This is a genomic window from Epilithonimonas hispanica (assembly GCF_003385395.1).
In the GTDB taxonomy this organism is placed as follows: Bacteria; Bacteroidota; Bacteroidia; order Flavobacteriales; family Weeksellaceae; genus Epilithonimonas; species Epilithonimonas hispanica.
The window spans coordinates 1-24,809 of record NZ_QNUG01000023.1 but is presented as its reverse complement, the minus strand read 5'-3'; the positions used below and the strand labels follow the sequence as shown (position 1 = coordinate 24,809).

Below are 24,809 nucleotides of genomic sequence, written 5' to 3'. Positions count from 1 at the left end.
TTTAAATAATTATTGTAATTATAATTGTATTTTTGTGAAAGTGAAAATAATAGATAAAAATATCTGTTTTCAAATTCTTACAACATTATTTATTGTTTAATAACAAATTGGTGAACTTTGAAACCAATGATTTAGTTTTAGTTATCAGAAAGATATCTTTTGTTAACCTTTGAGAAAATTATAGAAATACTCAATCCAAAGAATAAGGCGATTCCTGATACAATGAAATAATTAATCAATTCAATTTTAACTGGGAAAGCCAGACTCTCACTTGCTTTGAAAAATCCTGTCTGGATCTGTGTAAAACAAATAACCGAGCCAATCAGAAGCCCACAAATAACTCCGAAAAATACAATAAGTAGTCCTGTGAAAAAATAGATTAATCTAAGATTAGTTTTATTAAAACCAAGTGCTACAAGAGATTTTGCTTGTTCTTTTTTATCTAACTGAAGAATCGTAATTGCTCCAGCTAAATTGAATGTTGTAATGAAAATCACCAATCCGAAAATCAAATAGATCATCAACTTTTCTGTATTAATCATTTTCCAGAATGCTGCATTTTCCTCAGACTTTGTATTAACAATAATTTGATCTCCAAGCTCTTTCATTAGTTTTGATTTTACCAATTCAGAATTTGAAGGTGTTTTAAGTTTGATAACGATTTGATAACAAGCAGATTTTGGAAGACTCAATAATTCCTGAGCTAGTTCTATCGGCGCAATGATGTAATTGTCTAGTTGGTCATTTCCAGGAAAGACACCGGTTACGTAGATATCTTTTTTGTTGAAAATATCGTTTTCCTGTTGGATGATTCCTTTTCCAGGTTTAGGCATTAGAATCGTTGCGAAATCTTGAGTAGAGTTTACCGGAAGAGAAAGTCTGTTGTCCAGACCATTTTCCATGATGACTTCATTATTATATTTGAAGTCAGGATATTTTCCGTAATAGATATTTTCATCAATAGGATTCACGTGGGTGTACGCTGAATCTACACCTCGCAAATAAGCAATTTCACCGTTGTCTTTGTATCCTAGATAAACTTTTTCTTCAATCAGTTTTGAGAAATGAGCAACGTCTGGATTGTTTTTCAGAGATTGATTGATTTTATTAATGTCCGGAAGAACTTTCCCGGTTTTACTTTTTATAGTAAGATCCGCGTGTAGATTGGCAATCATGTCTTTGTTCAGCTCTTCTAAACCAGAAAAAACTGAAATGATGATAAACATTGCTGCTACAGCCGCTACCATTGCAAAAGCTGCTAACCATGTGATAAACGTAACCGCTGTACTTCCTTTTTTAGAAATCAGGTATCGGGATGCTATGTAAAAAGCATTTTTCAATCTCGCAAAAAATTAAAGAATAGGATTGTCGCCTTCACCTTTCAGTTCTCTTTCGATGCGTTCTACATCGTCAAGACTTGTATCTATAAAGAAAGACAATTGAGGAATGATACGTACTTGCTTCCCCATTTTTTGTCCAATATAATTACGGTAAAAAGAATTGTTGGTATTGATTTCCTTCAAAATTGGTTGGCGCAACTCCGCAGGGAAAATGCTAAGGTATATTTTTGCGATACTAAGATCGGCTGTCACTTTCACATCAGAAACCGAAACCAAAAAGCTCTGTTTGCTTTCCGATGCCTGTTTGCGGAAGAGTTCTGCCATATCTTCTTGAATAATCTGCGCTACTTTGCGTTGTCTGTTACTTTCCATAAATGTTGCAAATTTAGTGTTTTTATTTTGAATTTTTCGGAGCTATTTCCCGCTTTCCGTTGCAATCTTTTTTGCATCACGTTTTGCCAGGCTGAGGTTCTCGAAGCCTGTCTTAAATTCAAATTGAGGATCATCAGCTTTCCAACCATTAAGATTGGAAGCAAGATATAGTTTTATTTTCTTCTGTGTTTTGTGGTAGTTTGATGATTCGAAAAGTGCGATTGTATCATTGTATATACAAAAGTGAAAAGTAAAATCAGGTTTTTCATAAAAGTAAAATTAGAAATTAATTTAAATCTTAATTCAATTGTGGTTTGATAATTTATGAAAAAATTAAGCCTTAATTTTAATTTTAATCTTTTTAGGTTTTGTAAATTTGGAACGCTTTAAATTAATTTTTAAAAGTTTAATTATAATATCCATTTTAAATGACAACAAAATACGAGCAAATCCCAAGTTCACTTTTCGTGAAAAACAGAAAAAAGTTTGCGGATTCTTTATTACCAAAATCTATAGCCATTTTCAATTCCAATGATATCTATCCCGTCAGTGCAGATTCTACAATGCCTTTTCAACAGCATCGTGATATTTTTTATTTGAGTGGAGTAGATCAGGAAGAAAGTATCTTGGTGATTTTCCCAGATGCTTATTTGGAAGAGAATCGTGAGATTTTATTTTTGAGAGAAACCAACGATCATATTGCAGTTTGGGAAGGCGAAAAGTTGACCAAAGAAAATGCCTATGAAGTTTCAGGAATCAAAACCGTTTATTGGTTGACAGATTTTGATAAAGTCTTCAAAAGTCTAATGTACGAAGCAGAAAATGTTTATCTGAACAAAAACGAACATTACAGAAACTCTGTTGAAACTGAACTGAGAGAAGATCGTTTCATCAGAAAAGTGCAGGCAGATTTCCCAATGCACAATTACAAAAGAAGCAATCCAATTCTTCAACGTTTGAGAAGTATCAAAGAACCAGAAGAATTAGCATTGATTCAAAATGCTTGTAACATCACAGAAAAAGGAATCAGAAGATTACTCAATTTCGTAAAACCAGGCGTTTGGGAATACGAGATTGAAGCTGAACTGATCCACGAATTTGTAAGAAACAGAAGCAAAGGTTTCGCTTACACACCAATCATCGCAAGCGGAAACAATGCGAATGTTCTTCATTACATCTCCAACAATATGCAGTGTAAAGACGGCGACGTGATTCTTCTGGATGTAGGTGCGGAATATGCAAATTATTCAAGTGATTTAACAAGAACAATCCCTGTCAGCGGAAAATATTCTGATAGACAAAAAGAGATTTATAACTCGGTTTTAAGATGTAAAGTTGAGGCTGAAGACAGATTGGTTGCTGGGAATAACTGGTATAGATTCCATAAAGAAATGGGCGAAGTTTATACTTCGGAGTTGCTTCAATTAGGATTAATTGACAAAGCTGATGTTCAAAACGAAGACCCAAAATGGCCGGCTTACAAAAAGTATATGATGCACGGGACATCTCACCACATGGGATTGGATACGCACGATTATGGAATCTTAACTGATGATTTTGTAGAAAATATGGTGTTTACCAATGAACCAGGTTTCTACATTCCAGCAGAAGGTTTTGGAGTAAGGATTGAGGACGATTACGTGATTCAATCTTCTGGAAAACCATTCAATCTAATGGCAAATATCCCAATTACAGTTGATGAAATCGAAGACTTGATGAATTCTTAATTTTAAATTTAATTCAAAACATAAAGAATCCCGATTATCTTTTTAATAGTCGGGATTCTTTTTATCAACCTTTTTTCTTTGTGTTGATAGGATATTTTCAAAATCAATGCCAAAATCTATTTTTTGAAAAAATCCATCAAGTCAAGATAATTTTTCTGATTCACACCGTGTCCGTTCATATACTCTCGGAAAGAGAAGTAAGCACTCAGGTCATACAACAATTCTGCACCTTTTTTTGCCCATTCCAAAGGGATCATTGCATCATCCGAACCGTGCGAAACGAAGAAGCGTAATTTCTCATATTTCTTTTTGTCATTCACAATGTTATGCAACATTTTTTCTTCCGGATAAGAACTTAGAATAGCAATTTTGTTGAACAGCTCTGGATATTGCAATGCCAAAGAATAAACTATCATTCCACCTTGGCTAAAGCCACAAAGATGCGTTGGATTTTTTGTTAAGCCGTATCGGTTTGTGACGGACATAATGTTTTCCATCACCAGTTTCACAGCTTCATTACCTTCATTTTCATCTATGAATTGGTGAGGATCATTGAAGTTGATTTCAAACCAAGCAAAACCGCCATAGCTAGAATCTTTAGGTGCACGGAAACTCACAACCAACCAATCTTCTGGCAAAGTCGGAACAAAACTGAAAAGATCTTCTTCGTTACTTCCGTATCCGTGAAGCATAAAAAGAATAGGTGTTTCCGGTGTAATATTTTGAGGTTCTCTTACGAGGTATTGTAATTCCATTCTGCAAAGATAAATAACAGATTTCAGAATCTTGAGTACTTTTTATCAATACCTTTTGTGTTGATATAAAAACTGTATTTTTGCGGTACTAAAATTTCTAAAATGGACAAAATACCTAGTGTAGACCTGCGTGATTTCCTTTCGGACAACCCGGAACGCAAACAGAAATTTGTAAATGAAATCGGAAAAGCTTACGAAGAAATTGGTTTTGTAGCCTTAAAAGGACATTTCCTAGACGACCAACTCGTAGACGATCTTTATGGAGAAGTTAAAAACTTCTTCGAACTTCCCACAGAAACCAAACTTAAGTACGAGATCCCAGGAATTGGAGGACAACGTGGTTATGTTGGTTTCGGTAAAGAAACAGCAAAAGGTTTTAAAAAAGGAGACCTGAAAGAGTTTTGGCATTTCGGACAATACGTGTCTGATGATTCCAAATACAAAACCGAATATCCTGATAATGTTATCGTGGATGAACTTCCAAAGTTCAATGAAGTAGGGAAGGAAACTTACCAAATGCTAGAAAAAACAGGGAAATATGTTTTGAGAGCTTTGGCTTTGTATCTTGGTTTGGATGAGTTTTATTTTGATGATAAAATTGCAGAAGGTAATTCGATCCTTAGACCAATCCATTATCCACCAATTACTCAGGAGCCAGATGATGCGGTAAGAGCAGCTGCTCATGGAGACATTAATTTGATTACTTTATTGATGGGTTCTCAAGGAAAAGGACTTCAAGTTCAGAATCACAATGGCGATTGGATTGATGCTATTGCAGAACCCGATGAGTTGATGATAAACGTTGGCGATATGTTGTCAAGACATACGAATAATAAATTGAAATCTACGATTCACAGAGTAGTCAATCCGCCAAGAGAATTATGGGGAACTTCAAGATATTCAATTCCATTTTTTATGCATCCTGTAAGCGAAATGTCGCTGAATGCACTAGAAAACTGTGTAGATGAAAATCATCCTAAACTGTACGAAGATACAACAGCAGGAGAGTTTTTAAGAGAAAGATTGATTGAATTAGGTTTGATAAAAATCTAATAGAAATTTATATTTAAAACAAAAATACCGTTGAGTTTTCAACGGTATTTTTGTTTTCTGATTTGCAAAATCAATTCAACAATCAAAAAAATAGGCTAGACAAAATGCCCAGACTAAATATTTATTTTAAAATTAAATTTCTCTTTTTACAACTGCTACAGGATTCAATTTGATTAATTTCATCTTGTCTAGAAGAATCATAATGCAATACGTAACATCAATCTCGTGCCATCTCACACCTCCAAAATTTGCTCTTCCACCGTGTTTGTGATGATTATTATGATAAGCTTCTCCCATCATCAACCAATCAAATCTTAAAAGATTTTTGGAAGTATCAGACACTTTGAAGTTTACATAACCGTAGATGTGACCAAACCAATTGATGATCACACCGTGGATTGGCGCCATCATATAAGCCACCGGTAACAATAACCATTGCCACCAAGCAGTTGCGAAGAAATAGAAGAATAGCGTGTACAAAACGGCCCATCCAATTCTGGAACCCCACGAGCTAGCGAATCTGTCAAAAGCTTTCCATTGCGGAACATTTTTGGTGAATTTGTCTTCTATTTTTGCTTTTTGCTCATTGATTTGTTGGTAGATTTTTTTAGTTCTCCACATCATTGCAAAAAGATTCGCATCGTATTTTGGGGAATGTGGGTCTTTTTCTGTATCTGCATAAGCGTGATGCAATCGGTGCATTACTCCATAACCATAAGCGGAAAGATAGTTAGAACCTTGGGTGATCCAAGTCAAAACATAACATAATTTCTCACCAAATTTTGACATTTTAAAGGTTTGATGCGCTGCATAACGGTGCAGGAAAAATGTTTGAAAAAACAAACCGGAGTACCAAAGTACAATGATAAAAATAATAATGACCATTTATTAAAATGTAAGTAAAATATAATTAAAGATTGGAGGGTTAAATAGCTTTTACAATGAAGTAGTTTTTCTTTCCTTTTTGAAGAAGAAGAAATTTGCCATCAATCAAATCACTTTCGGAAACCGAATAATCTTCGCTAACTTTGGTTTTATTGACAGAAATAGAGTTCCCGGCTAATTCTCTTTTAGCCTCACCTTTAGATTTTAAGAAACCAGATTTTTCTGAAATCAAATCTACAATATTGCTTCCAACAACTTCTGATTTTGAAATCTCTTTTTGAGGAACACCATCAAAAATCTGAAGGAATAATTCCTCGTCTAGACTTACCAAATCCTCTGCTGTAGATTGTCCGAAAAGAATCTGAGAAGCTTTCAAAGCTTTTTCATATTCTGCTTGTCCGTGAACCCAAACTGTAACTTCTTCTGCCAGTTTTTTCTGAAGTTTTCTTTCGTGAGCTGCAGTTTTATGTTCTTCAATCAAAGCTTCGATTTCTTCTTTTGGAAGGAAAGTGTAGAACTTAATGAATCTTTCTGCATCGTCATCAGTTGCATTCAACCAGAATTGGTAGAATTTGTAAGGTGAAGTTTTCTTTGCATCCAACCAATAATTTTCACCACTTTCAGACTTTCCAAATTTGGATCCATCAGCCTTCGTAATCAAGGGAACTGTTAAAGCATAAGCTTCACCTTGCGCTTTTCTTCGGATTAATTCTGTTCCGGTTGTGATATTTCCCCACTGATCAGAACCTCCCATTTGAAGCTTCACACCATCGTTTTGGTAAAGGTGAAGGTAATCATAACCTTGTAAAAGCTGGTAAGTGAACTCTGTAAAACTCATACCGTCAACTCCAGAATCTCCGGAGAAACGTTTTTTTACAGAATCTTTTGCCATCATATAATTCACAGTGATGTGTTTTCCAATATTCTTTGCAAAATCCAGGAAAGTAAAATTCTTCATCCAATCGTAATTGTTGACAAGAATGGCTTTGTTATCGCCTTCTCCATCAAATTCTAAGAATCTGGATAATTGATTTTTCAGACAATCCACATAATAGAGTAGTGTTTCTTCGCTCAAAAGATTACGTTCCGCAGATTTTCCGGAAGGGTCACCAATCATTCCTGTTGCGCCTCCAACCAAAGCAATCGGCTGATGACCGTGCTGCTGGAAATGGGCAAGAATTTTGATTTGGATAAGGCTTCCGATATGCAAAGAATCTGCAGTTGGGTCAAACCCAATGTAAGCTTTTGTCATTTCTTTATCCAGTTGTTCCTCCGTTCCCGGCGTCATATCAGAAAAAAGTCCGCGCCATTTTAGCTCCTCTATAAATGCATTCATTGTCTTAAAAAATTTCGGACAAAGATAAGAATTACAAGTTGTAAATGGGTTTAACTTTTAAAATTGTTGAATGCGAGATGCTATTTAGTTTCGATTAAATTAATTTAAATTGATAATATATTTTAGCAAATGATTATAATGATTTAAATCATAATTAAACTGTATTCTCGATAATTATCCCTAATTTTGTCGTTAACACACATTGCTGAAGGCGGCTGTTATAATGAAAATGAGCGAAAATGAATAAAAATTTTAATGAAAAAGTATGTTTAATTCTTACTTTTTTTTTCTGTTCTTTAATGTATTCACAATTGAGACCAAGTGTCATCTACGGTGATTACAATACTTATTGGACTTCCCAAAATAACTCGGCAACTTATGTTACTGCACAAGATACCAATAATCTTCTTGGGTTTACGGTTGGAGGAGTGACCTATTCTACGGGTGTCAATAATGCAAGATTGACAGCTAATGGAGTCAGTTTTGTGAATGAAAGCTACAGATCTTTTCCAACATCAATTAATACAACTAGCACGGCTACCAACTTTTTGATTGGTATTCCAAGGTATGTGAATGGTGTTCTTCAAGATCAAACTAATACGCCTTCCTTAAGCTGTAGTATTTCTTTAGGTTATTATTTAAGAGATGGAATTAATGGTCTGGATTTAAGTACAGCAGTTTTCAATATTCCTAAACAAGAATTAACTTTTTTGGTCAATGTTTTGGCTGATATTAATCCAAATTGTATCACAGATGATATTCCTGATATTATCGTAACGCAGGTCGGTGCGCCTAGTTCAAGTTTCGATGTTTTTAAATTTACTGATGCCAATGGTAATACTGTAGGTGTTCAGAAAGATGTTAATTTTTCTTCTGTATCACCTTCTGGAAAGGCTCTTTGGAGTTTTTATTATGCAGGTAATTGTCCACATGATTACAATAGTGGTTCTGGTTTTTCTGGTACGACTAGGGATGTCAGAATTTTAACATTCAAACTGAGTGATTTTGGAATTACATCAACCAATTATACAAGTGCAGTAAGATTTGTACAGGTTTTATCTGGAGATAGTGATGTTGCTTTCTCAGCTTATAGTACCAATTCTTTATCTCTTTATTGCCTAGAAAATGCAATGACATCTGGAACAACTTCTGATACAAAAATGGGAATTACTTCTCTGGCAAGAGCAGGTTCTGAGACTGGTTCTGATAACTGGCCAATGGTAAGAAAAGGAGGTTATATTGCATTAGAATCTAATAAAAAACCTTTTGTTATTAGTAGAGTAAGTACAGCAGGTCTTGCTAATATTACTAATCCAGTTGAAGGTATGATGGTGTATGATACAACTGAAAACTGTTTGAAAGTTTACGTGAATGCAGCAATTGGTTGGAAGTGTTTCAATAAAAAAACTTGTCCGTAATAATGAAAAAGATTTTAACCGCTTTGGTGTTTACAATTTGTAAACTCAGTTTTTCGCAGGTCATAATTGGAGATAATGTTGGTACAGCTACGGATAAGACTTCTGTTCTTTTAGAATTTTCTAGCACTCAGAATAAAGGAATTATTCTTCCGTACATTACAGATAAAACAGGACTGAACACGCCAGGAAGCATGATCCTGAATGCAACTACACCTACTGCTGCCAAAGTAGAATATTACAACGGTACTACTTGGGTTGATTTGAGCATTCAGACTGCTAATGTTTCTTCATATTTAGGAATTCAGCCAACAGCCAAAGAAAATACCAATGCTAAAGTTGTTATTGGTGCTAATACTTCTGCTGCAGACGGAATTTTGGTTTTAGAATCTAATACCAAGGCTATGGTTTTACCAACCGTTTCTTCTTACAAAAATATTATCAATCCTGCGCCAGGAATGATGGTTTTACTGAATGATGGAGGAATCGAAACACTGGCTTTTTATAACGGAAATCAATGGAGTTTTTGGAGTTATTAATAATTTCAAACCTTTTATTTTATTTTTTCTAAAGTTGATTTGAATATTAATCACGTAACTTTGTATGCATGAATCAGGACACTATTTGTGCGCTGGCAACAGCTAACGGAATCGGGGCGATTGGAATCATCAGAGTTTCCGGGAATCAGTCTTTTGAAATTGTCAACAAGATCTTTGAAGGGAAGAATCTGGAGAAAGTAGATTCTCATACAGTTCATTACGGTTTTATTAAAGATGAAGATGAAACGATTGATGAAGTGATGATTTCTGTTTTCCATGCACCAAAGACATTCACTACAGAAAATTCCGTAGAAATTTCTTTCCACGGCTCGCCTTACATTGGTAAAAAAATTCTTGAAGCCTTAATTAAAAATGGGGCAAGAATGGCGAAAGCAGGAGAGTTCACAATGCGTGCATTTATGAATGGCAGAATTGATTTGTCTCAAGCTGAATCTATAGCTGACTTGATTGCCTCCGAAAACGAAGCGTCCAGAAAAGTAGCTCTTAATCAATTAAAAGGTGGAATTTCGAACGAAATTTCATTCCTGAGGAATGATTTATTGAACTTTACTTCATTAATTGAACTAGAACTTGATTTTGCCGAAGAAGATGTTGAATTTGCCGATAGAACCGCGCTTAAATCGTTACTTTATAAAATAGAAGATAAACTAAATTCTTTGATTGAGAGTTTCCAATACGGAAATGCAATTAAAAATGGAACTGCCGTTGCAATAATTGGAAAACCTAACGCCGGAAAATCCACACTTCTGAATGCACTTTTGAAAGAAGAAAGAGCAATTGTAAGTAACATCGCAGGAACCACTCGTGATACGATTGAAGAAATTCTCCATATCAAAGGTCATGCTTTCCGATTAATTGACACTGCTGGTTTACGCGAAACTGCTGACGAAATTGAAGCAATTGGTGTAAAAAAAGCTAAGGAAAAAGTTGAAAATGCGGAGATTTTGGTTTATCTCGCAGATGCTGGGACAGAAGATTTTTCGGAAGATATCGAAATGATTAAATCTTTGCTAAGAGAAGATTTGAAATTGATTATCTGTGCTACAAAAATTGATGAAGTAATTCCAACTCAATATGAAAAACTAGAACAAATTTTCAGAAAAGAGATTTTTACAGAGTTTGATTTTATTAAAATCTCAGCTGTTGAAAATCAGAATATTCAGGACCTTAAAAATGAATTATCATCTTACGTTGAACATTTGAAATCTGAAGAAGGAAATGTTGTTATTACCAATCAACGTCATTATGAAGCTTTACAAAAATCTCTTAATTCGGTTAAAAGAGTCGATGAAGCGGTTAGTTCTCAGATTACAACAGAACTTTTGGCTTATGAACTTAGAAATGCTTTGGAATATCTTGGTGAGATCTCTGGTGAGTTTAGTAATGATGAAGTTTTGGGGAATATTTTTTCTAAGTTTTGTATCGGGAAATAAATTAGCTTTTCTTTGATTTCTTTTTCTGCCTTTTAGTTGACTATCAGATATTTATATAATTTTTATTTTCTCTTTTTGGAGTTTATTTATATATTTGTACACCTGGTGTACACCTTGAGCTACTAAAATTAGCCACGAGGTGTACAAATGTACACCTCAAATAAAATGTATGAATATCACTTTAAAACAGAAAAATTTAGCTGATGGAAGGATTAGTCTTTTCATTGAGTATTACAAAGGTTCTTCCACCAATGTACAAGGAAAAAGAATTCATTTGCGGGATTTTGAGTACTTGAAACTATATTTGCACCCCGAACCTAAAACGCCTAAGGAAAAAAAAGAAAATAAAGAAGCTATGGCTCTTGCCGAAAGTATTTTGGCAATCAAAAAAGCTGAATATGTCCAAGGACGTTACGACTTAAAAGATACGGTGAAAAGTAAAAGAACTTTTTTAACATATTTTGAAGAGTTGACAGATGAAAAACGATTGCAAGATTCTTCTAATAATTACGGCAACTGGTATTCTACTTTGCAACATCTAAAAAAAATCGTTTCAAAGAATATGACTTTCGATGAAATTGATGAAAAGTTTGTCAAAAAAGTTCACCGATATTTTGAAAAGGACGCTCTTACTAGAAGTGAAATTCCACTTTCTCAAAATTCTAAATATTCATATTTCAACAAGTTTAAAGCTGCACTTCGAAATGCTTTCGATAATGGATATTTGACGGTAAATTATGCTTCAAAAATAAAATCATTTGAGCAGGCTGAAAGCCAGCGAGAATATCTGATTTTTGATGAATTACAACGTTTAGCAAAAGCGGAATGTAAATATCCGGTTTTGAAAAAAGCTTTTCTTTTTTCGTGTTTATCCGGATTACGTTGGTCGGATATCAATACTTTGATTTGGAAAGAAGTCCGTGATGAAGGTGATATTTCCAGAGTCAATTTCCGACAAGAAAAAACAGAGGGTGTAGAATATCTTTATATCTCAAAACAGGCCAGAGAATTGTTGGGCGAAAGACAAGATCCACTAGAAAGAGTTTTTAAAGGTTTGAAATATGGAATGACCTACAATACAGAAATTATCCGTTGGTGCAATCGTGCTGCGGTTCCGAAACATATAACTTTTCATTCAGCTCGACATACGAATGCTGTCTTACTTCTGGAAAATGGAGCAGATATTTATACAGTTTCCAAAAGATTAGGACATAGAGAATTGAGAACCACGCAGATTTATGCAAAAATTGTGGATAGTAAAATGAAAGAAGCTGCTGAGATTATCCCGGAACTAAATATTGAACTGTAAAAAATATATTTTTAGGTAGAGTAATATTTTAGTTGGTAAAACTGTACTGAATCTATTTTAATCCAGATTATTCTTTTTTAGACTTTTGAACATTCCAGATTAATCCATATCATTCTTATTTCGCCTTTAAGTGTTTGACTCTATTGTTTTTATGGTTTTCTATGGTGACTTTTGCTTCATTAAATTTGTTAAACGAAAGCAATGGAAAATAACGAAATCATTCTCCACAAACTCAACCGAATTGAAAGACATATTTTCGGTTTAAAGGAAATTCTGAATGTCGAAGAACTTTCAGATTACACTGGATTTAAGAAATCCTACATCTACAAATTAGTTCATTCGCACAGTATTCCTTTTTCTAAGCCCAACGGGAAAGTTCTCTTTTTTGAACGCAAAAAAATTGACGAATGGTTGTTAAAAAACAGTCATAAATCAAATGATGAAATTCAACAAGAAGCGATAGAATTTTCTTTACGCAAAAAATAAAGCCTAACTATAGCAGTAGTTAGGCTTAAAATCTTTGTTTTACTTGGAAGTAAAGTACAAATATAATAATTATTTGTTTCTGTTTCCACAATACCCAGATGTTTTTATGGAAGAGAAAAATACTCTGTATCAAAATGGTACAGAAGGCAAAACCATTTTTGATCGCACTCTAAATTATCTCAATTCGAAGTATTCATTAAGATTTAACACCATCTCTCTGGAGTTTGAAATCAAATTGATACAAGATAAAAAATGGGTAGATCTAAATTTAAACTCATTGTTTATAGAGCTCATTCAATCTGGAATTAATATACCGATTAATAAATTGGAGATCTTGGTCAGAAGCCATTTGATAGAACAGTATAATCCTATTTCAGAATATATTGAAAGCTTGAAGGATTGGGATGGTGAAGATCATATCGCAAAATTATGCAGTTATGTGAAGACGAACGATGATGAAAAATTTTTGTATCACGTTGAAAAATGGTTTACCAGAGCGGTCTTATGTGCTTTGGAAAAAGAGAAAATCAATAAGCATTGTTTGGTTTTGGCAAATACAATTCAGAATAGTGGAAAGTCAACATTCTTAAGATTTTTTATTCCTAAAAAACTAACGAATTACCTCTCGGAAGATATTGGTTTGGATAAAGATAGTAGAATCAAATTGTGCAAAAATTTGATTATCAATTTAGATGAACTTTCGGTTTTGGCAAAGGCTGATATCAATTCTTTGAAAGCGATGATCTCAAAAACGCATATTAACGAAAGATTGCCTTATGCAAGGAAAGCCGAATATCTGGAAAGAATTTGCAGTTTCGTTGGTTCTACCAACAAAACAGATTTTCTAACAGATGAATCCGGAAGTGTTCGTTGGATTATTTTTGAAGTCATCGAGAAAATCAACTTCAATTATTCATCTGAAATTGATATTGATAAAGTTTGGGCTCAAGCTTATTTCAACGCTTACAAACGATAAAATTACAATCCTGAACTCACTTTAGCAGATATTTCCGAAAATGAAAAACGCAATGAGCGATTCACACAAATGACTTTAGAACAGGAAATGGTGAGTAAATTCTATGAAGCATCTTACAATCTGGAAGAATTTAAAACCGCGACAGAAGTAATGATTGATCTTAATTCTCACGGAATTCGCCTCAATCATTTGAAAATCGGAAGAGCTTTATCGTCTTTCAAATTTCCTAGAGTTAAACATCCGCAAAGGCAAATATACGGTTACCTCATTCGGTCAAAAATCACAAATTAATTTTAATACAATACAATCATTTACCTACTTACCTAAATTTTTTTAAGTATATGAAAACCAATTTATTATTTAGGTATGTCCAATTATTTAGAACTACCTGAAACTACCTATAAAATAAAATTTTGGTAAGTAGGTGATTAAAGGTAGGGTGAATAATTGAATTGAATATTTTGATTATCAGGATTTTGGTAATTAGGTAAGTATTTTAACAAAAATCACAGAAAAATTTAAAAATGAACTGCAAACAATTTAATACAATCCCGTTGGAAGAAGTCCTCCTTTCTCTCGGACACCTTCCCACGAAACAATCGGAAAAAGAAGCGTGGTTTCTCAATCCATTTGCCAAAGAGAACCACGCCTCTTTTAAAATTAATAAAAATCTAAACTACTGGTATTTGCACTCTGAAGGAATCGGCGGAAAAAATATTGATTTTATGAAAAGATATTTGAATGCATCAGTAAGTGAAGTTTTAGTTTGGGCAGAAAATAAGGATTTTTCTTCTTTTCATCAGCAAAATATTTCCTATAGTAAATTAGAAAATCTTTCAAAGAACTATGAGATAATTGATGTAAAAGAAATTCAGCATCCTGCACTTTTGGAGTATTTAAAAGAAAGAAAAGTTGAAAATCAAACCGAATTTTTACACGAAATTCATTACTCTATGAACGACAAAAACTATTTCGGAATTGGTTTCAAAAACGATTCTGGCGGTTACGAAATTCGTAACAAATACTCCAAAATTTGTTTGGGCAAAAAAAATATTTCGACAATTAAAAACGATTCAAATTCAGTTAGGATTTTCGAGGGCTTTTTCGATTTTCTTTCATTTAAAAATTTAGAAAATGAATTAGAAAAAGAACCTTCTGATTATCTCATTTTGAATTCCGTTTCGATGACTCATAATATTAAAAATTCACTCGGAAAATATGAAAAAGTGGAGCTTTATTTAGATAATGATGAAGCTGGGAATTGTGCTGTTGAAATCATTTGTAGTGAGATACAAAATGCGAAAGATTGTCGGGTTTTATATTCAGATTTTAAAGATTTGAATGAATATCTTAATCAACAAACCAGCGAAGTTGAAAACCAATCTAAGACGAGATTTAAACGATGAAAAATTCTAAAACTTTTGATGCAAACTTATTTGAAAAAATTTTTGATTTAAATTCAAAAAATAAAATTGGTGCAAATACCATAGTGGTTTTCACTTTTATCCTTTATAAATGTGAAGATCTGCGAAAGGAAATTGAGTTATCAGACTATCAAATGGCAAGAGAACTTGGACTTTCCAGACAAACGATTATTACTGCGAAGAATAAACTCAAAGTTTTAGGACTTTTAGATTACAATAGAAATCGTGGTTTTCCGAATCGTTTCATTCTAAAAGGAAATCAATTGCCCAAAGTAGCACCAAAGACTCTTGAAACTATTGAAAACCCGATTGAAGAATTAGATCAGTTTCTAGAGTCGACAATTGTCGGGGAGAATTCATCTTCCAAATATCCTAGCTTAAACCAGTTTATGGATTTTGCTAGAACTTTAAAAGACTATTCAGAAAAATTAGATGATCTATTGATTCAAAAATTTCACAAATGGGAAGAAACAGAGTGGAAAAATTCACTTGGAAGACCTATTTTGAATTGGCAGTCTACTCTCGAAAAAAATATAAATACACTTGAATTTTCACACTCTTACAAAAGTTCTTCGCTATCTAATCTTCCAATTATTAACAGACCTAAACTAGACTAAAATCATCTATGACCACTAGTCTAAATTAAGGTAGACTAAAATATAATTTCTAATTTATGAAAACTATATAGCAAGATGTGTCTTTGTACGTACAAAATTTACATTTTATACTACCTAGACTCTCTTGCCTTTTCTGGGAAAAGGGTGAAAAAAACTTCGGAACTCGTTTTTTTATTCTGGAAATAATTTTTTTAAAGAATAAAAAACTATCGATTTTGTGTAGATACATAGAAGAAATTGCTGGTGAAAAGAAAAAAATATGGCGAAGATTGAATGAAAAATATTGGATAAATAGACTAGGATGATACAACTTTGGATTAAAAAAAGCGGAAGATTTTACTATGTTAATTATGAAATTAAGAAATATGTTTTGATGGTCGACTTACTGTGTGTTGATGTTTCAATTTTTGTGTGAGCAGTGGAGTTTATTTCATTCCTCAATCCAAAGAATATATAAGATGATATAAATATAACTACCTAGCAATCAAATAATAGATGTAAATTTTATATTATCAGTAGAAATAGTTTACGCAAGCTATAATCAGATTGACGTAATGCGTTAATTTGGAAGTTAGCAAGAATTTATAAAAATCTGAATTAAAAAATAATTATATGTTGAACAATTAAATTTCGAAATAATTGATTCAAAATTTCCGATTAATTTTAAATTGGAATGGGACTACCGTAAATATTGGGAGAACGTAACTGAATTTGTTATTCCGCTTAATTATAAGTTAAATCTGAAAAGCGAGTCATAATGGCAGGTTTATAATTACTAATTATATAACTTTCTGACAATTAGTTATATATTGTCAAAGGAATGTTTTTTGAGTTTTAGATAAAAAGTTTATGTATGCTGAAATCTATACTTCATAAAATAGGATTAAAAGAAGATCAAAAGGCACCAGATAGAAAGAGTTTGAGTTCTTTAGCAGCTAAAGTGCTGACAGATGAGAAAGAAGTTGCAAGAGTTCAGCCTTATCTTACGGCTATTAAAAATGCAATTGATGAACCTGCGATAACTAACATTGCTGTTACAGGCGCTTACGGTTCTGGCAAAAGTACCATTATCAAAACATTTCAGCATCTAAATCCAGAAAATAAATATCTCAATATTTCTCTAGCATCTTTCAATGATTCTAATAATACGGATGATATGGAAAGATTACTCGAAGTAAGCATACTGCAACAGATTTTCTATCACGTAAAGCCAGATGAAATTCCTGATTCAAGATTCAAGCGTATTATTAACAATACAACCGGGAAAATCTGGTCTATAGCTATTGGGTTGGTTTTATGGATTTCTAGTATTTTCATACTTTTCAAATTTGACTACATAAAGAAAATTAATCCGGATACTTGGATCTTGGCATGGACAAATATAGATTGGATAGCTTTACTAGTATATCTTATATTCTTTTTTGGAATCGGAATGTTTTCTAAAACCGTTGTTCGGTTATTCAGCAATTCCAAAATCAATAAATTAAATATTCAGGGAGAAGTTGAATTAGGCGATAATATTGATAAATCTGTTTTTAATGAACATTTGGAAGAGATTCTTTACTTTTTTGAAAGGACAGATTATAATGTAATCGTGATTGAAGACTTAGACAGATTTGAGAACACGGATATTTTCACAAAACTTAGAGAAATAAATATTCTGCTGAATAATTCCAAGTCCATCCAAAGTAAAAGAGGTTACGAGAAGATAAACTTTTTATATGCAATTAAGGATGATATGTTTAAAGATAAGAACGAAAGGGTTAAGTTTTTTGAATATATAATTCCGATAATACCCTTCATTAATCCATCCAACGCCGATGAACAGTTATCCAAGCTTATTAGGGAAGCAAAATTGGAATCTGTTCTATCCCAAGAATTTATCAGTGACGTCATCACTTTTATTGATGATATAGATATGCGTTTGCTCATCAATATCTTCCACGAATTTGTTTTATACAGAGAGGCCCTCAACCCAGAATTTGTAACCAAGCCGGAGGAACTTTTTGCAATCATTACTTACAAAAATCTGTATCCTAACGATTTTATGAAGTTACACAGAAGAGAAGGAATGCTTTATCAATTTATAAATAATAAGGGCAAATATGTTTCAGGAATAATAAAAGAAATTGATGAACAGATTCGAAAGAATGAAAAAGATATCAAAAAAATTGAAGATGAAGTTATTAAAAGTGTAAAAGATTTAAGAATTACCTATATTAATGCTGTTCTATGTCTTTTACCACAAAACGCAACTTTATTTATAGAGGCTCCCATTAACAAACTTACAGATGACGAAAATTTCGAAAATTATATCATTAATGATAATGTCACTTACAACGTCTATACACGATATGATTCTTATAGATACAGCCAAACAACATCCAAACTAGATTTCAAATTTTCTGATATTGAAAGGGAGATAAGTTCAGATTTCACCTATTCGGAAAGAGAACAATTTATTTTAGATAAAACCAACGATAAGGTTCAACTTCTCAAATTGGAGATTGAAAAACTCAAAAACAAAAGACAAGAAGTCAAATCTTGGGATGTAAAGCAGATTTTTGAAGAAATTGATATAAATACTTATTTAGATGTTTTTGCCGGGAGTCCTTTGATGCGTAATTTACTGATAAATGGTTATCTCAATGAAAATTATAATGATTACATCTCTTTATTCCACGAGGTAAGTTTGACCAAAGAAGATTTCATTTTCGAGAAGAAAGTCAAGAGTGGAGAGTTTCTAGCGTTCGATTATAACTTGACAAATGTTGAGACTATAATTAGTAAAATTCCCGAAAAATACTTCAGACGAGACAGTATTTTGAATTTTGATTTACTTGATTTTCTTGCTAAAAATCATACTAAATATAAATCTTTATATGATAGTATCATAAACTTATTGGGCAACGAGAAGGAAAAATCTATCGTATTTATAGATTCGTATATACACCGAGAAGATTTTCCGAAAGAAATTTTTATGTCGTCCATTTGTAAGTCTTGGCTGGGATTGATCGATTATCTATACAATGATAGCAATTATACTGAGGAAAAAGAGAACTTTTATCTAGAGCTTTTGATAAAGTTTGTTCCGAACGAAGATATCGTGGAATTTCAAAATAATTATTTGTTAAAGGATTTGATTGAAGAAAAGCCATATTTCTTGTCGATGATAAAGAATACTGATGAAATTGACTATTTTGAAAAGGTCTCTTCGCTGTTTAAAAAATTAGATGTGAAATTTTCGGATTTAGATCCTGTTAAAGATGATACCAAAAGATTGTTCGATTATGTTTATGAAAATGATAGTTATCAGATAAATGCGGAAAATATAGAAGCTATGATGCTTGAGTACAGTAAAGATATACAAGCAGGCGATTTAGGAAAAGCTCATTTTAATTCTGTTCTTCATTCAAAGTGCGAACATCTTATTGGCTATGTAAAAGGATATATAAGTACATATGTTAAAAATGTATTTTTAAAATTAGAAGGAAATTCTGAAGAACCAGAAGAGTCATTTCTTATACTTCTGAATAATCATATTTTGGAAAAAAAATTAAAACAGGATGTGATAAATAAATATAGCTTTAAAATCTCCAGTATATCAGATATTGAAGATTCGGAAATAAAAACAATGCTGGTGGAGTCCAATAAAATTGCGCCAAATTGGGAAAATGTAATTGATTATTATATTGATTGGGATTCTTCTTTGGAAAAACCCCTGATAGACTTTTTGAATAATGGTGAAAATTATCTTGAGCTTTCGAAGGAAAAAATGGATAAGGAGGGAGATTTTGGTTATGCAGAGTTTAGAAAAAATATTCTACTTTGCAATGATTTGTCAGACGAAAGCTATAAAAAATTGCTGGAAAATAGTTTATACACAAGAGACCAGCTTGCCTTCGAAAATTTGAGTATTGAAAAGGTGAAATATCTGGTTGAAAATATTCTGACCCTATCTGAAGAGAATTATAGTCTATTGAAAGAAAAATTTCCCCATCAACATATCGACCTTATAGCCAATCATCAAAATAAATTCATTGAAGATTTTGAAAAATATCCTTTGGACGAAAAAGATATTATTTTACTGTTAGGCAATTTTACTAAAATAAATCATCAAACTAAAATTGAAATCATAAAAATGCTTGATTCTGATGTAATTATCAATAGTAAGGATATTTCGATTATTGTCTGCGCCATACTTTCAAACTCTTCTTATATTCCTTTAGAATACCAGGTTCTTGAGGGATTATTTAAAAATACCACTTCGTTAGAAAATAGAATAAAACTGCTTAACATTCAATTTAGCAAACTATCTAGCGAAGAAATTAGTAATATGGTAAAAACCTTACCCTATCCTTATTCTGATATCGCTGTTAGCAGAAAAAGACCTACAATCCCTTTAAACAGCCACAATCGTGAGTTTGTTAACAATCTTAACAACCAGGGTTTGATTTCTTCATTTGAGGTCAAGAGTAATGAAATTAAAATTGTCGCTAATTATTAAAATATGGAAAATGTGAATCGAATCCCTCTTTCAAGATTCCCGACAGTTGAATGTGATGACGAGGATATTATTGCAGCATACGAATGGTTTCGCTCATATCTTTCACAATCTGATTGGCTTAAAAAGAAGAATACTATCGAAAGCTATCTATCCGGCTGTTTACAGCCTGTAGACATTTCGACCAATATAGCAAGCTCACCTCGTGTTGTGATTGAAGACGACAAAATGGGTTGGTATCTATATCTTGCTTACACCTATATCTATGAACACCACAAGTATGAGTACTTTCAAGGTGCGCGTATTTTGCCGATATTTAAACGATTGGGGAAAAATCTAGAGCTAGTAAAATCTATTGAGGGTATTGATAAGAAAATGCGGGATTTACTTCGTAAAAGATCTTCTGAAGCAGATGCTATTCTTTTTGAAATTTTGACAGGTCTGTTATGGATAATAAATGGTTGGAAAGCGACTATTATTGAAGAAAAACAAGGAGAAACTGGAAAAAAACCGGATTTTTTAATGACAAAAGGTAATGAAAGCTGGCAGGTCGAATGTAAAAGACAAAGCAAAACAGCAGATTACACTTATAATGAAACCCAAAAAAGACTGTCACTTATAAATGAAGTTAAAGATCTATTGCTAAAAAACAATATCCTGCTTGATATAAAGTTCCACGTCGAACTAAAATCTTTATCAGATACCTATCTGAAGGATTTACTAATCGATATCATTCCTACTATGGATAATGAAATAACCATAGTTTCAAATGTGGAAGTTGATATAAAAATATCTAGAGTAGATACTGTCAAAATCAATAAAAATCTTGAAAAATATTATGTAAAAAATCATTCTCCACAGCTCTTGGAACTGATAGCCGGAAAAGCTGTAGACTATTCGAGCTTTACGTGCGGAACTAAAAGTGTTCAGTTTTTTTTGGGCGAGGGTAATGTTAATAATAGTTATTTAGCAGAAATTGCAAATGTTTTTGGTGTGCAATGTTATTGCGATGCGGAAGCTTCTATTAATGCAAAAGCAAGAGACATAAAAAAGCAGATTTATAGCGCTATTAAACAATTTGATAACAAAACAGGAAGTATAATTTATATTGGTATTGAAACTTTTGACGGGCCAGAAGTCGAAAAAGCTAGATTAGAGAAAATTTTAGGAACTATGGAAAACTTTAATACTTTAGACAATACTTTATGTTGGATTTATTGTCATTATTTTCAATCTTATACAAGATCAGATAAAGATTGGTATTTTGACGAGACTGTCAATGTGGTTACTTCACTTATTAATCCTATTCTTCCAATTCCTAAACATTTTTTAATAATACCTGAAGATGACATTCCTATTATCGAAGGATCACATTGGGAAAGAGAAATTCCATAATTCAGCTCAAAAAAATAATATCACTAATATTTTGTATATTCGTGTAGTAAAAGATACTTGCAATGACTAATAGAGAAAGAAAACAAATCAGAAAAAGGATAATCTCCGCTTCTGGTCACAGAAGTTTGAGGAGAACAGCAAGGAGAGCATCACTTAATGCACAGAGAGCATCAAGAGTTTTAGACATTCCGTATAATGTTATCAAAGATGGTGTAATTTATACTGTCCTCAAAGATAAATGGGTAGCAGAGGGGAAAGTGGATAAAATTACTTCTGAAAAGCCTGGTCTTAGAAAAGGTAGTAAGCTATGTCTGTAAAAATGAAACTTCGCCTTTTTTGTGGTCCCAATGGTTCAGGAAAGTCGAGTTTGTATGAGGAGTTTAAAAAGCATAATTATAGTTCCGGAGTTTACATCAATTCCGATGAAATAGAAAAAGAAATTCTTAAAACAGGTTTCCTAGACCTGGATACATTCAATTTAAAAGTAAGCCAGAACGATTTTAATGACTTTCTGAAAGAAGACGATTCTGTGACACTTCTTAGTAAAGCAGAAGAATCAAATCATTCTATTGACATTTCTTTAGAAGAAAATATTATAGTTGATAAATCAAAAGATACACATAGCTATGAAGCTTCTTTAATATCGTCTTTTATCAGAAAAGAGTTGATAGAAAATGAAAACACTTTTTCTTTTGAAAGTGTTATGAGTCATTCTTCCAAACTGAATGAACTTAAGCTGGCTAGAGAAAGGGGCTATAGAATCTATCTTTATTTTGTATGTATTGACGATCCTGAAATCAATGTTTCTCGCGTAGAAAACAGAGTTGCAAAAGGTGGTCACAAAGTAGATAAAGAAAAAGTAATATCAAGATATAAATCAACATTAGAAAATGTCTTTGACGCTATTCAGCTGGCAGACCGGGTTTATCTTTTTGATAATTCTAACACAATGAGGATGATTGCGGAAGTTGATAATAAAGTGATGACTTTACACGTTGACCAAGAGAATATGCCAAACTGGTTTGTCGAGTATATAATCAATAAAATAAAATCGTAAATTTATTGCATACAGTGCAATAGCCACGACTTTCTTTGACAGTTAGTTATGTGGTTTAAATCTTTACCAATACAAAGATGAATTGGGCAACACAAGGCTGAAAAACAGCGACCTTTACCCAACATTTCTCTAACGTTTAATGTTTCTTCCTTGATGAATTTTCTATTCTATATTATAAAAAAGAAGCCCACGCCGTTGTATATACTATTAAGTATTTAGTGAGTGTTCAAGACCTCACCCTGCGGGTTTACAAGCACCCTCATTATTTTCTTTATCCGATGATCAATTCGATACCTGCTTTTTCTGCTTTGTATTTTATTTTGGTCTGCAATTCATAATAGCTCCAGTTGCGAAGCACAAATTCCTGTTGTTTTGCAATTCCTATTTTGTCTTCCTGATTTTTAAGAATAAGTGTACCCGCCTGTTGTTTGATGCAGAAATCTATAAGTTTTCGGCTATACAAATGAAGCCGATGGCTTACATAACGTGTTTTAATGGTACAGGGTGTTTGATGGCCTCTAACATTAGTTTAATGCTATTGGTTAGTTCAAAATAATCACCTGTAGAAAATATTAGACGCAACAAGTATAAAAATTCAAAATTTTGATTGTTGATTATAATCCTGTCAACTATTGATGAGTTAATTATTTTTAATACTTCAAAATGAAGATTATTTAGATTTGCAGTTACTCTAAATCCTAACCCATTTATTGTATTCCATTTTTTTTTATAATTGTAATTTTTTTCATCACTCAAAGTAAACTCTCCCAATAAATTTCTGAATTGACCATTTATTGTTTTAATAAATAATTCTGTGATATTAAGCGCCTCCTGAACCTCACTATTTGTTGGATATTGATAAAAGTGTTCTAATTTATTACGAATATTTCTTGTCTTAGATATTAGAATTGTTGGCGCTAAATTTAAAGAGTGGATTATTTTCAAATTGTAATGTGTGTCAGAATCTTTATAGATTTGATTTATAAACTTTTCAATGTGTTTGTTTTCCCGTCCGGCATTTAAGGATAGAGATGTTAACACTTCTTCAATTTGGCAATCAATCGCTCTTTTTGAGTTTGTAAGAGAGTTTATAAATCCTCTATTATCATTTTCTGCAAAATCAAGTTTCGCAAATCTTAGAAAATCTTTTGGAGCAATTTCAAAATTCGTGTAATTTAATTCTTGACCGGAACTTTCACTAAAGAAGGCTTGGGTAAAATCTAACTTTACATCTTTTATAAATTGTAGAAGTGTGCTCATTTTTGATTTTGTTTTTTTTAAAATATTTTGTTAAAAAAGTCAATAGGTCTAATTTGGATTTTTAATCTCAAATAATGGATTCACATTTTCGAAATATTTTAAGCTAAGCGTAGAGGACTTATAATCATCCAGATGCATTTTAAAAAGCATTTTAGCTGTTTGAGGATCTGAATTATTTGCTTTTGCTTTTTTCAAAATATCTAAGAGTGTAATTTTTTCATCTTTTATAATTTGTACTATTATATTCCAAGTGTAAATATCGATAACGAATACATTTTCTGGAGGTATATGTGACGTCTCGACATTTTCATAATTCTTAGCACCTATATCGTATAGCTTTTTAAAATGACTCCAATAAAATTCTTTATAAGTTATAATAATTCCCCAGTTGTCATATTTTAAGCTCATATTTTTTGCGACGCTTACCATCTGCTCAAAATAAGCTTTGAATATGGAAGATTTTAAAGAGTTGAAAAGAAGCTCGTCTGAAGGATTTACGTAGGGATATGCTTGTAATTCGGTCGCTTTACATTCTATATATATGTTTTGGTAAGGAATAACAAAGTCAACAAGTTTGATTTGTCTGGCAATTGCTTTTTTAATTCAGATTCTGTTATATAAGGAATATTTATTTCTTTCAATCCCAGCTCGAAAAACTTTTCTAAGCGATAACCGAATTCTGTTGTAAATGCATCATCATTTGCTTTTAGAAAATCGTATATATAACCCGTAGTGCATTATAAAAAAGGTTACTCATAATACGAAAATTTCGTATATTGTATTGACTACCAATCTAATACATTATGAATAACCTAGATGCAATTTACGATTTTATTTTAAAGGAATTAAGAAAATTAACCATCAAAGAAAATTTTTATTTCAAACCAATTAAACCAAAATTATCT

Annotated in this window: 22 protein-coding genes and 2 pseudogenes; 16 read left to right on the top strand and 8 right to left on the bottom strand. The window is 32.4% G+C overall.

Features of this window, described 5'->3' with window-relative positions:
* Window positions 1–137: 137 nt before the first annotated feature.
* Window positions 138–1,340 carry an ABC transporter permease gene (locus DRF58_RS11445; protein ID WP_116035569.1) on the bottom strand — a complete coding sequence of 401 codons (1,203 nt, stop codon included), beginning with the start codon at window positions 1,338–1,340 and terminating at the stop codon, window positions 138–140.
* A gap of 12 nt (window positions 1,341–1,352) precedes the next feature.
* Window positions 1,353–1,712 carry a 30S ribosome-binding factor RbfA gene (gene rbfA, locus DRF58_RS11440; protein ID WP_116035567.1) on the bottom strand — a complete coding sequence of 120 codons (360 nt, stop codon included), beginning with the start codon at window positions 1,710–1,712 and terminating at the stop codon, window positions 1,353–1,355.
* A 428-nt stretch (window positions 1,713–2,140) separates the two neighbouring features.
* On the opposite strand from rbfA, the gene DRF58_RS11435 reads away from it, so the two are divergent.
* The gene (locus tag DRF58_RS11435) at window positions 2,141–3,439 is read left to right on the top strand and encodes an aminopeptidase P family protein (protein WP_116035566.1); all 1,299 of its coding nucleotides are present in this window, start codon (window positions 2,141–2,143) and stop codon (window positions 3,437–3,439) included.
* Window positions 3,440–3,555: 116 nt separating this feature from the next.
* On the opposite strand, the gene DRF58_RS11430 is transcribed toward DRF58_RS11435, so the two are convergent.
* A complete protein-coding gene (locus DRF58_RS11430; RefSeq protein WP_116035564.1) occupies window positions 3,556–4,194 on the bottom strand; it encodes an alpha/beta hydrolase in 639 nt (212 codons plus the stop codon).
* Between the two features lie 102 nt (window positions 4,195–4,296).
* On the opposite strand from DRF58_RS11430, the gene DRF58_RS11425 reads away from it, so the two are divergent.
* The gene (locus tag DRF58_RS11425) at window positions 4,297–5,247 is read left to right on the top strand and encodes an isopenicillin N synthase family dioxygenase (protein ID WP_116035563.1); all 951 of its coding nucleotides are present in this window, start codon (window positions 4,297–4,299) and stop codon (window positions 5,245–5,247) included.
* A gap of 132 nt (window positions 5,248–5,379) precedes the next feature.
* Here the strand turns inward: DRF58_RS11425 and DRF58_RS11420 are convergent, their stop codons facing one another.
* Window positions 5,380–6,132 (bottom strand): acyl-CoA desaturase, encoded by a 753-nt coding sequence (locus tag DRF58_RS11420; protein ID WP_116035561.1) that lies wholly within the window; start codon window positions 6,130–6,132, stop codon window positions 5,380–5,382.
* A gap of 40 nt (window positions 6,133–6,172) precedes the next feature.
* The gene (gene tyrS, locus DRF58_RS11415; protein WP_116035559.1) at window positions 6,173–7,468 is read right to left on the bottom strand and encodes a tyrosine--tRNA ligase; all 1,296 of its coding nucleotides are present in this window, start codon (window positions 7,466–7,468) and stop codon (window positions 6,173–6,175) included.
* A 239-nt stretch (window positions 7,469–7,707) separates the two neighbouring features.
* Here tyrS and DRF58_RS11410 point away from each other — a divergent pair, with 239 nt between their 5' ends.
* The 13 genes from DRF58_RS11410 to DRF58_RS11350 all read left to right on the top strand — a co-directional run bounded on the left by DRF58_RS11410 (window position 7,708) and on the right by DRF58_RS11350 (window position 22,644).
* On the top strand, window positions 7,708–8,886 hold the full coding sequence (locus DRF58_RS11410) for a hypothetical protein (RefSeq protein ID WP_116035558.1): 1,179 nt from the start codon (window positions 7,708–7,710) through the stop codon (window positions 8,884–8,886).
* Between the two features lie 2 nt (window positions 8,887–8,888).
* On the top strand, window positions 8,889–9,422 hold the full coding sequence (locus DRF58_RS11405) for a hypothetical protein (RefSeq protein WP_116035556.1): 534 nt from the start codon (window positions 8,889–8,891) through the stop codon (window positions 9,420–9,422).
* Window positions 9,423–9,490: 68 nt separating this feature from the next.
* Window positions 9,491–10,876: a tRNA uridine-5-carboxymethylaminomethyl(34) synthesis GTPase MnmE gene (mnmE, locus tag DRF58_RS11400; RefSeq protein ID WP_116035554.1), complete on the top strand. Its 1,386-nt coding sequence runs from the start codon at window positions 9,491–9,493 to the stop codon at window positions 10,874–10,876.
* Between the two features lie 169 nt (window positions 10,877–11,045).
* The gene (locus tag DRF58_RS11395; RefSeq protein WP_116035553.1) at window positions 11,046–12,185 is read left to right on the top strand and encodes a site-specific integrase; all 1,140 of its coding nucleotides are present in this window, start codon (window positions 11,046–11,048) and stop codon (window positions 12,183–12,185) included.
* A gap of 201 nt (window positions 12,186–12,386) precedes the next feature.
* Window positions 12,387–12,671, top strand: coding sequence for a helix-turn-helix domain-containing protein (locus tag DRF58_RS11390; RefSeq protein WP_116035552.1), 285 nt, complete (start codon window positions 12,387–12,389; stop codon window positions 12,669–12,671).
* A 106-nt stretch (window positions 12,672–12,777) separates the two neighbouring features.
* A complete protein-coding gene (locus DRF58_RS11385) occupies window positions 12,778–13,647 on the top strand; it encodes a virulence-associated E family protein (protein ID WP_245955415.1) in 870 nt (289 codons plus the stop codon).
* Window positions 13,648–13,716: 69 nt separating this feature from the next.
* On the top strand, window positions 13,717–13,938 hold the full coding sequence (locus tag DRF58_RS18735; protein ID WP_245955413.1) for a hypothetical protein: 222 nt from the start codon (window positions 13,717–13,719) through the stop codon (window positions 13,936–13,938).
* A 233-nt stretch (window positions 13,939–14,171) separates the two neighbouring features.
* Window positions 14,172–15,053: a toprim domain-containing protein gene (locus DRF58_RS11380; protein ID WP_116035551.1), complete on the top strand. Its 882-nt coding sequence runs from the start codon at window positions 14,172–14,174 to the stop codon at window positions 15,051–15,053.
* The gene (locus tag DRF58_RS11375) at window positions 15,050–15,688 is read left to right on the top strand and encodes a cyclic nucleotide-binding domain-containing protein (protein ID WP_116035550.1); all 639 of its coding nucleotides are present in this window, start codon (window positions 15,050–15,052) and stop codon (window positions 15,686–15,688) included. Before DRF58_RS11380 ends, DRF58_RS11375 begins: the two co-directional genes overlap by 4 nt.
* Before the next feature lie 853 nt (window positions 15,689–16,541).
* Window positions 16,542–20,195: a YobI family P-loop NTPase gene (locus tag DRF58_RS11365; protein WP_116035547.1), complete on the top strand. Its 3,654-nt coding sequence runs from the start codon at window positions 16,542–16,544 to the stop codon at window positions 20,193–20,195.
* Window positions 20,196–20,198: 3 nt separating this feature from the next.
* Window positions 20,199–21,587 (top strand): hypothetical protein, encoded by a 1,389-nt coding sequence (locus DRF58_RS11360; protein WP_116035545.1) that lies wholly within the window; start codon window positions 20,199–20,201, stop codon window positions 21,585–21,587.
* 62 nt (window positions 21,588–21,649) lie between these two features.
* Window positions 21,650–21,904: a hypothetical protein gene (locus tag DRF58_RS11355; RefSeq protein WP_116035544.1), complete on the top strand. Its 255-nt coding sequence runs from the start codon at window positions 21,650–21,652 to the stop codon at window positions 21,902–21,904.
* A 2-nt stretch (window positions 21,905–21,906) separates the two neighbouring features.
* A complete protein-coding gene (locus DRF58_RS11350; RefSeq protein WP_245955412.1) occupies window positions 21,907–22,644 on the top strand; it encodes a zeta toxin family protein in 738 nt (245 codons plus the stop codon).
* Between the two features lie 271 nt (window positions 22,645–22,915).
* Here the strand turns inward: DRF58_RS11350 and DRF58_RS11345 are convergent.
* The 3 genes and pseudogenes from DRF58_RS11345 to DRF58_RS11335 all read right to left on the bottom strand — a co-directional run.
* Window positions 22,916–23,137: pseudogene (locus DRF58_RS11345) on the bottom strand (hypothetical protein); the annotation flags it as partial.
* The gene (locus DRF58_RS11340) at window positions 23,122–23,904 is read right to left on the bottom strand and encodes a hypothetical protein (RefSeq protein ID WP_116035540.1); all 783 of its coding nucleotides are present in this window, start codon (window positions 23,902–23,904) and stop codon (window positions 23,122–23,124) included. The gene DRF58_RS11340 and the pseudogene DRF58_RS11345, both read right to left, overlap by 16 nt.
* A 48-nt stretch (window positions 23,905–23,952) precedes the next feature.
* Entirely contained in the window at window positions 23,953–24,312 is a 360-nt protein-coding gene (locus tag DRF58_RS11335) for a hypothetical protein (RefSeq protein WP_123902400.1), read from the bottom strand.
* Between the two features lie 395 nt (window positions 24,313–24,707).
* Between DRF58_RS11335 and DRF58_RS19245 the strand changes: the two are divergent.
* Window positions 24,708–24,809 (top strand): annotated as a pseudogene (locus tag DRF58_RS19245) (IS982 family transposase); the annotation flags it as partial.

Coding starts and splice junctions, on each gene's coding strand:
- DRF58_RS11365 (WP_116035547.1), top strand. CDS start 16,542: ATGCTGAAATCTATACTTCATAAAATAGGATTAAAAGAAGATCAAAAG.
- DRF58_RS18735 (WP_245955413.1), top strand. CDS start 13,717: ATGACTTTAGAACAGGAAATGGTGAGTAAATTCTATGAAGCATCTTAC.
- DRF58_RS11405 (WP_116035556.1), top strand. CDS start 8,889: ATGAAAAAGATTTTAACCGCTTTGGTGTTTACAATTTGTAAACTCAGT.
- tyrS (WP_116035559.1), bottom strand. CDS start 7,468: ATGAATGCATTTATAGAGGAGCTAAAATGGCGCGGACTTTTTTCTGAT.
- DRF58_RS11430 (WP_116035564.1), bottom strand. CDS start 4,194: ATGGAATTACAATACCTCGTAAGAGAACCTCAAAATATTACACCGGAA.
- DRF58_RS11390 (WP_116035552.1), top strand. CDS start 12,387: ATGGAAAATAACGAAATCATTCTCCACAAACTCAACCGAATTGAAAGA.
- DRF58_RS11355 (WP_116035544.1), top strand. CDS start 21,650: ATGACTAATAGAGAAAGAAAACAAATCAGAAAAAGGATAATCTCCGCT.
- DRF58_RS11425 (WP_116035563.1), top strand. CDS start 4,297: ATGGACAAAATACCTAGTGTAGACCTGCGTGATTTCCTTTCGGACAAC.
- DRF58_RS11410 (WP_116035558.1), top strand. CDS start 7,708: ATGAATAAAAATTTTAATGAAAAAGTATGTTTAATTCTTACTTTTTTT.
- DRF58_RS11335 (WP_123902400.1), bottom strand. CDS start 24,312: ATGAGCTTAAAATATGACAACTGGGGAATTATTATAACTTATAAAGAA.
- DRF58_RS11340 (WP_116035540.1), bottom strand. CDS start 23,904: ATGAGCACACTTCTACAATTTATAAAAGATGTAAAGTTAGATTTTACC.
- rbfA (WP_116035567.1), bottom strand. CDS start 1,712: ATGGAAAGTAACAGACAACGCAAAGTAGCGCAGATTATTCAAGAAGAT.
- mnmE (WP_116035554.1), top strand. CDS start 9,491: ATGAATCAGGACACTATTTGTGCGCTGGCAACAGCTAACGGAATCGGG.
- DRF58_RS11350 (WP_245955412.1), top strand. CDS start 21,907: ATGAAACTTCGCCTTTTTTGTGGTCCCAATGGTTCAGGAAAGTCGAGT.
- DRF58_RS11395 (WP_116035553.1), top strand. CDS start 11,046: ATGAATATCACTTTAAAACAGAAAAATTTAGCTGATGGAAGGATTAGT.
- DRF58_RS11360 (WP_116035545.1), top strand. CDS start 20,199: ATGGAAAATGTGAATCGAATCCCTCTTTCAAGATTCCCGACAGTTGAA.
- DRF58_RS11385 (WP_245955415.1), top strand. CDS start 12,778: ATGGAAGAGAAAAATACTCTGTATCAAAATGGTACAGAAGGCAAAACC.
- DRF58_RS11435 (WP_116035566.1), top strand. CDS start 2,141: ATGACAACAAAATACGAGCAAATCCCAAGTTCACTTTTCGTGAAAAAC.
- DRF58_RS11380 (WP_116035551.1), top strand. CDS start 14,172: ATGAACTGCAAACAATTTAATACAATCCCGTTGGAAGAAGTCCTCCTT.
- DRF58_RS11375 (WP_116035550.1), top strand. CDS start 15,050: ATGAAAAATTCTAAAACTTTTGATGCAAACTTATTTGAAAAAATTTTT.
- DRF58_RS11420 (WP_116035561.1), bottom strand. CDS start 6,132: ATGGTCATTATTATTTTTATCATTGTACTTTGGTACTCCGGTTTGTTT.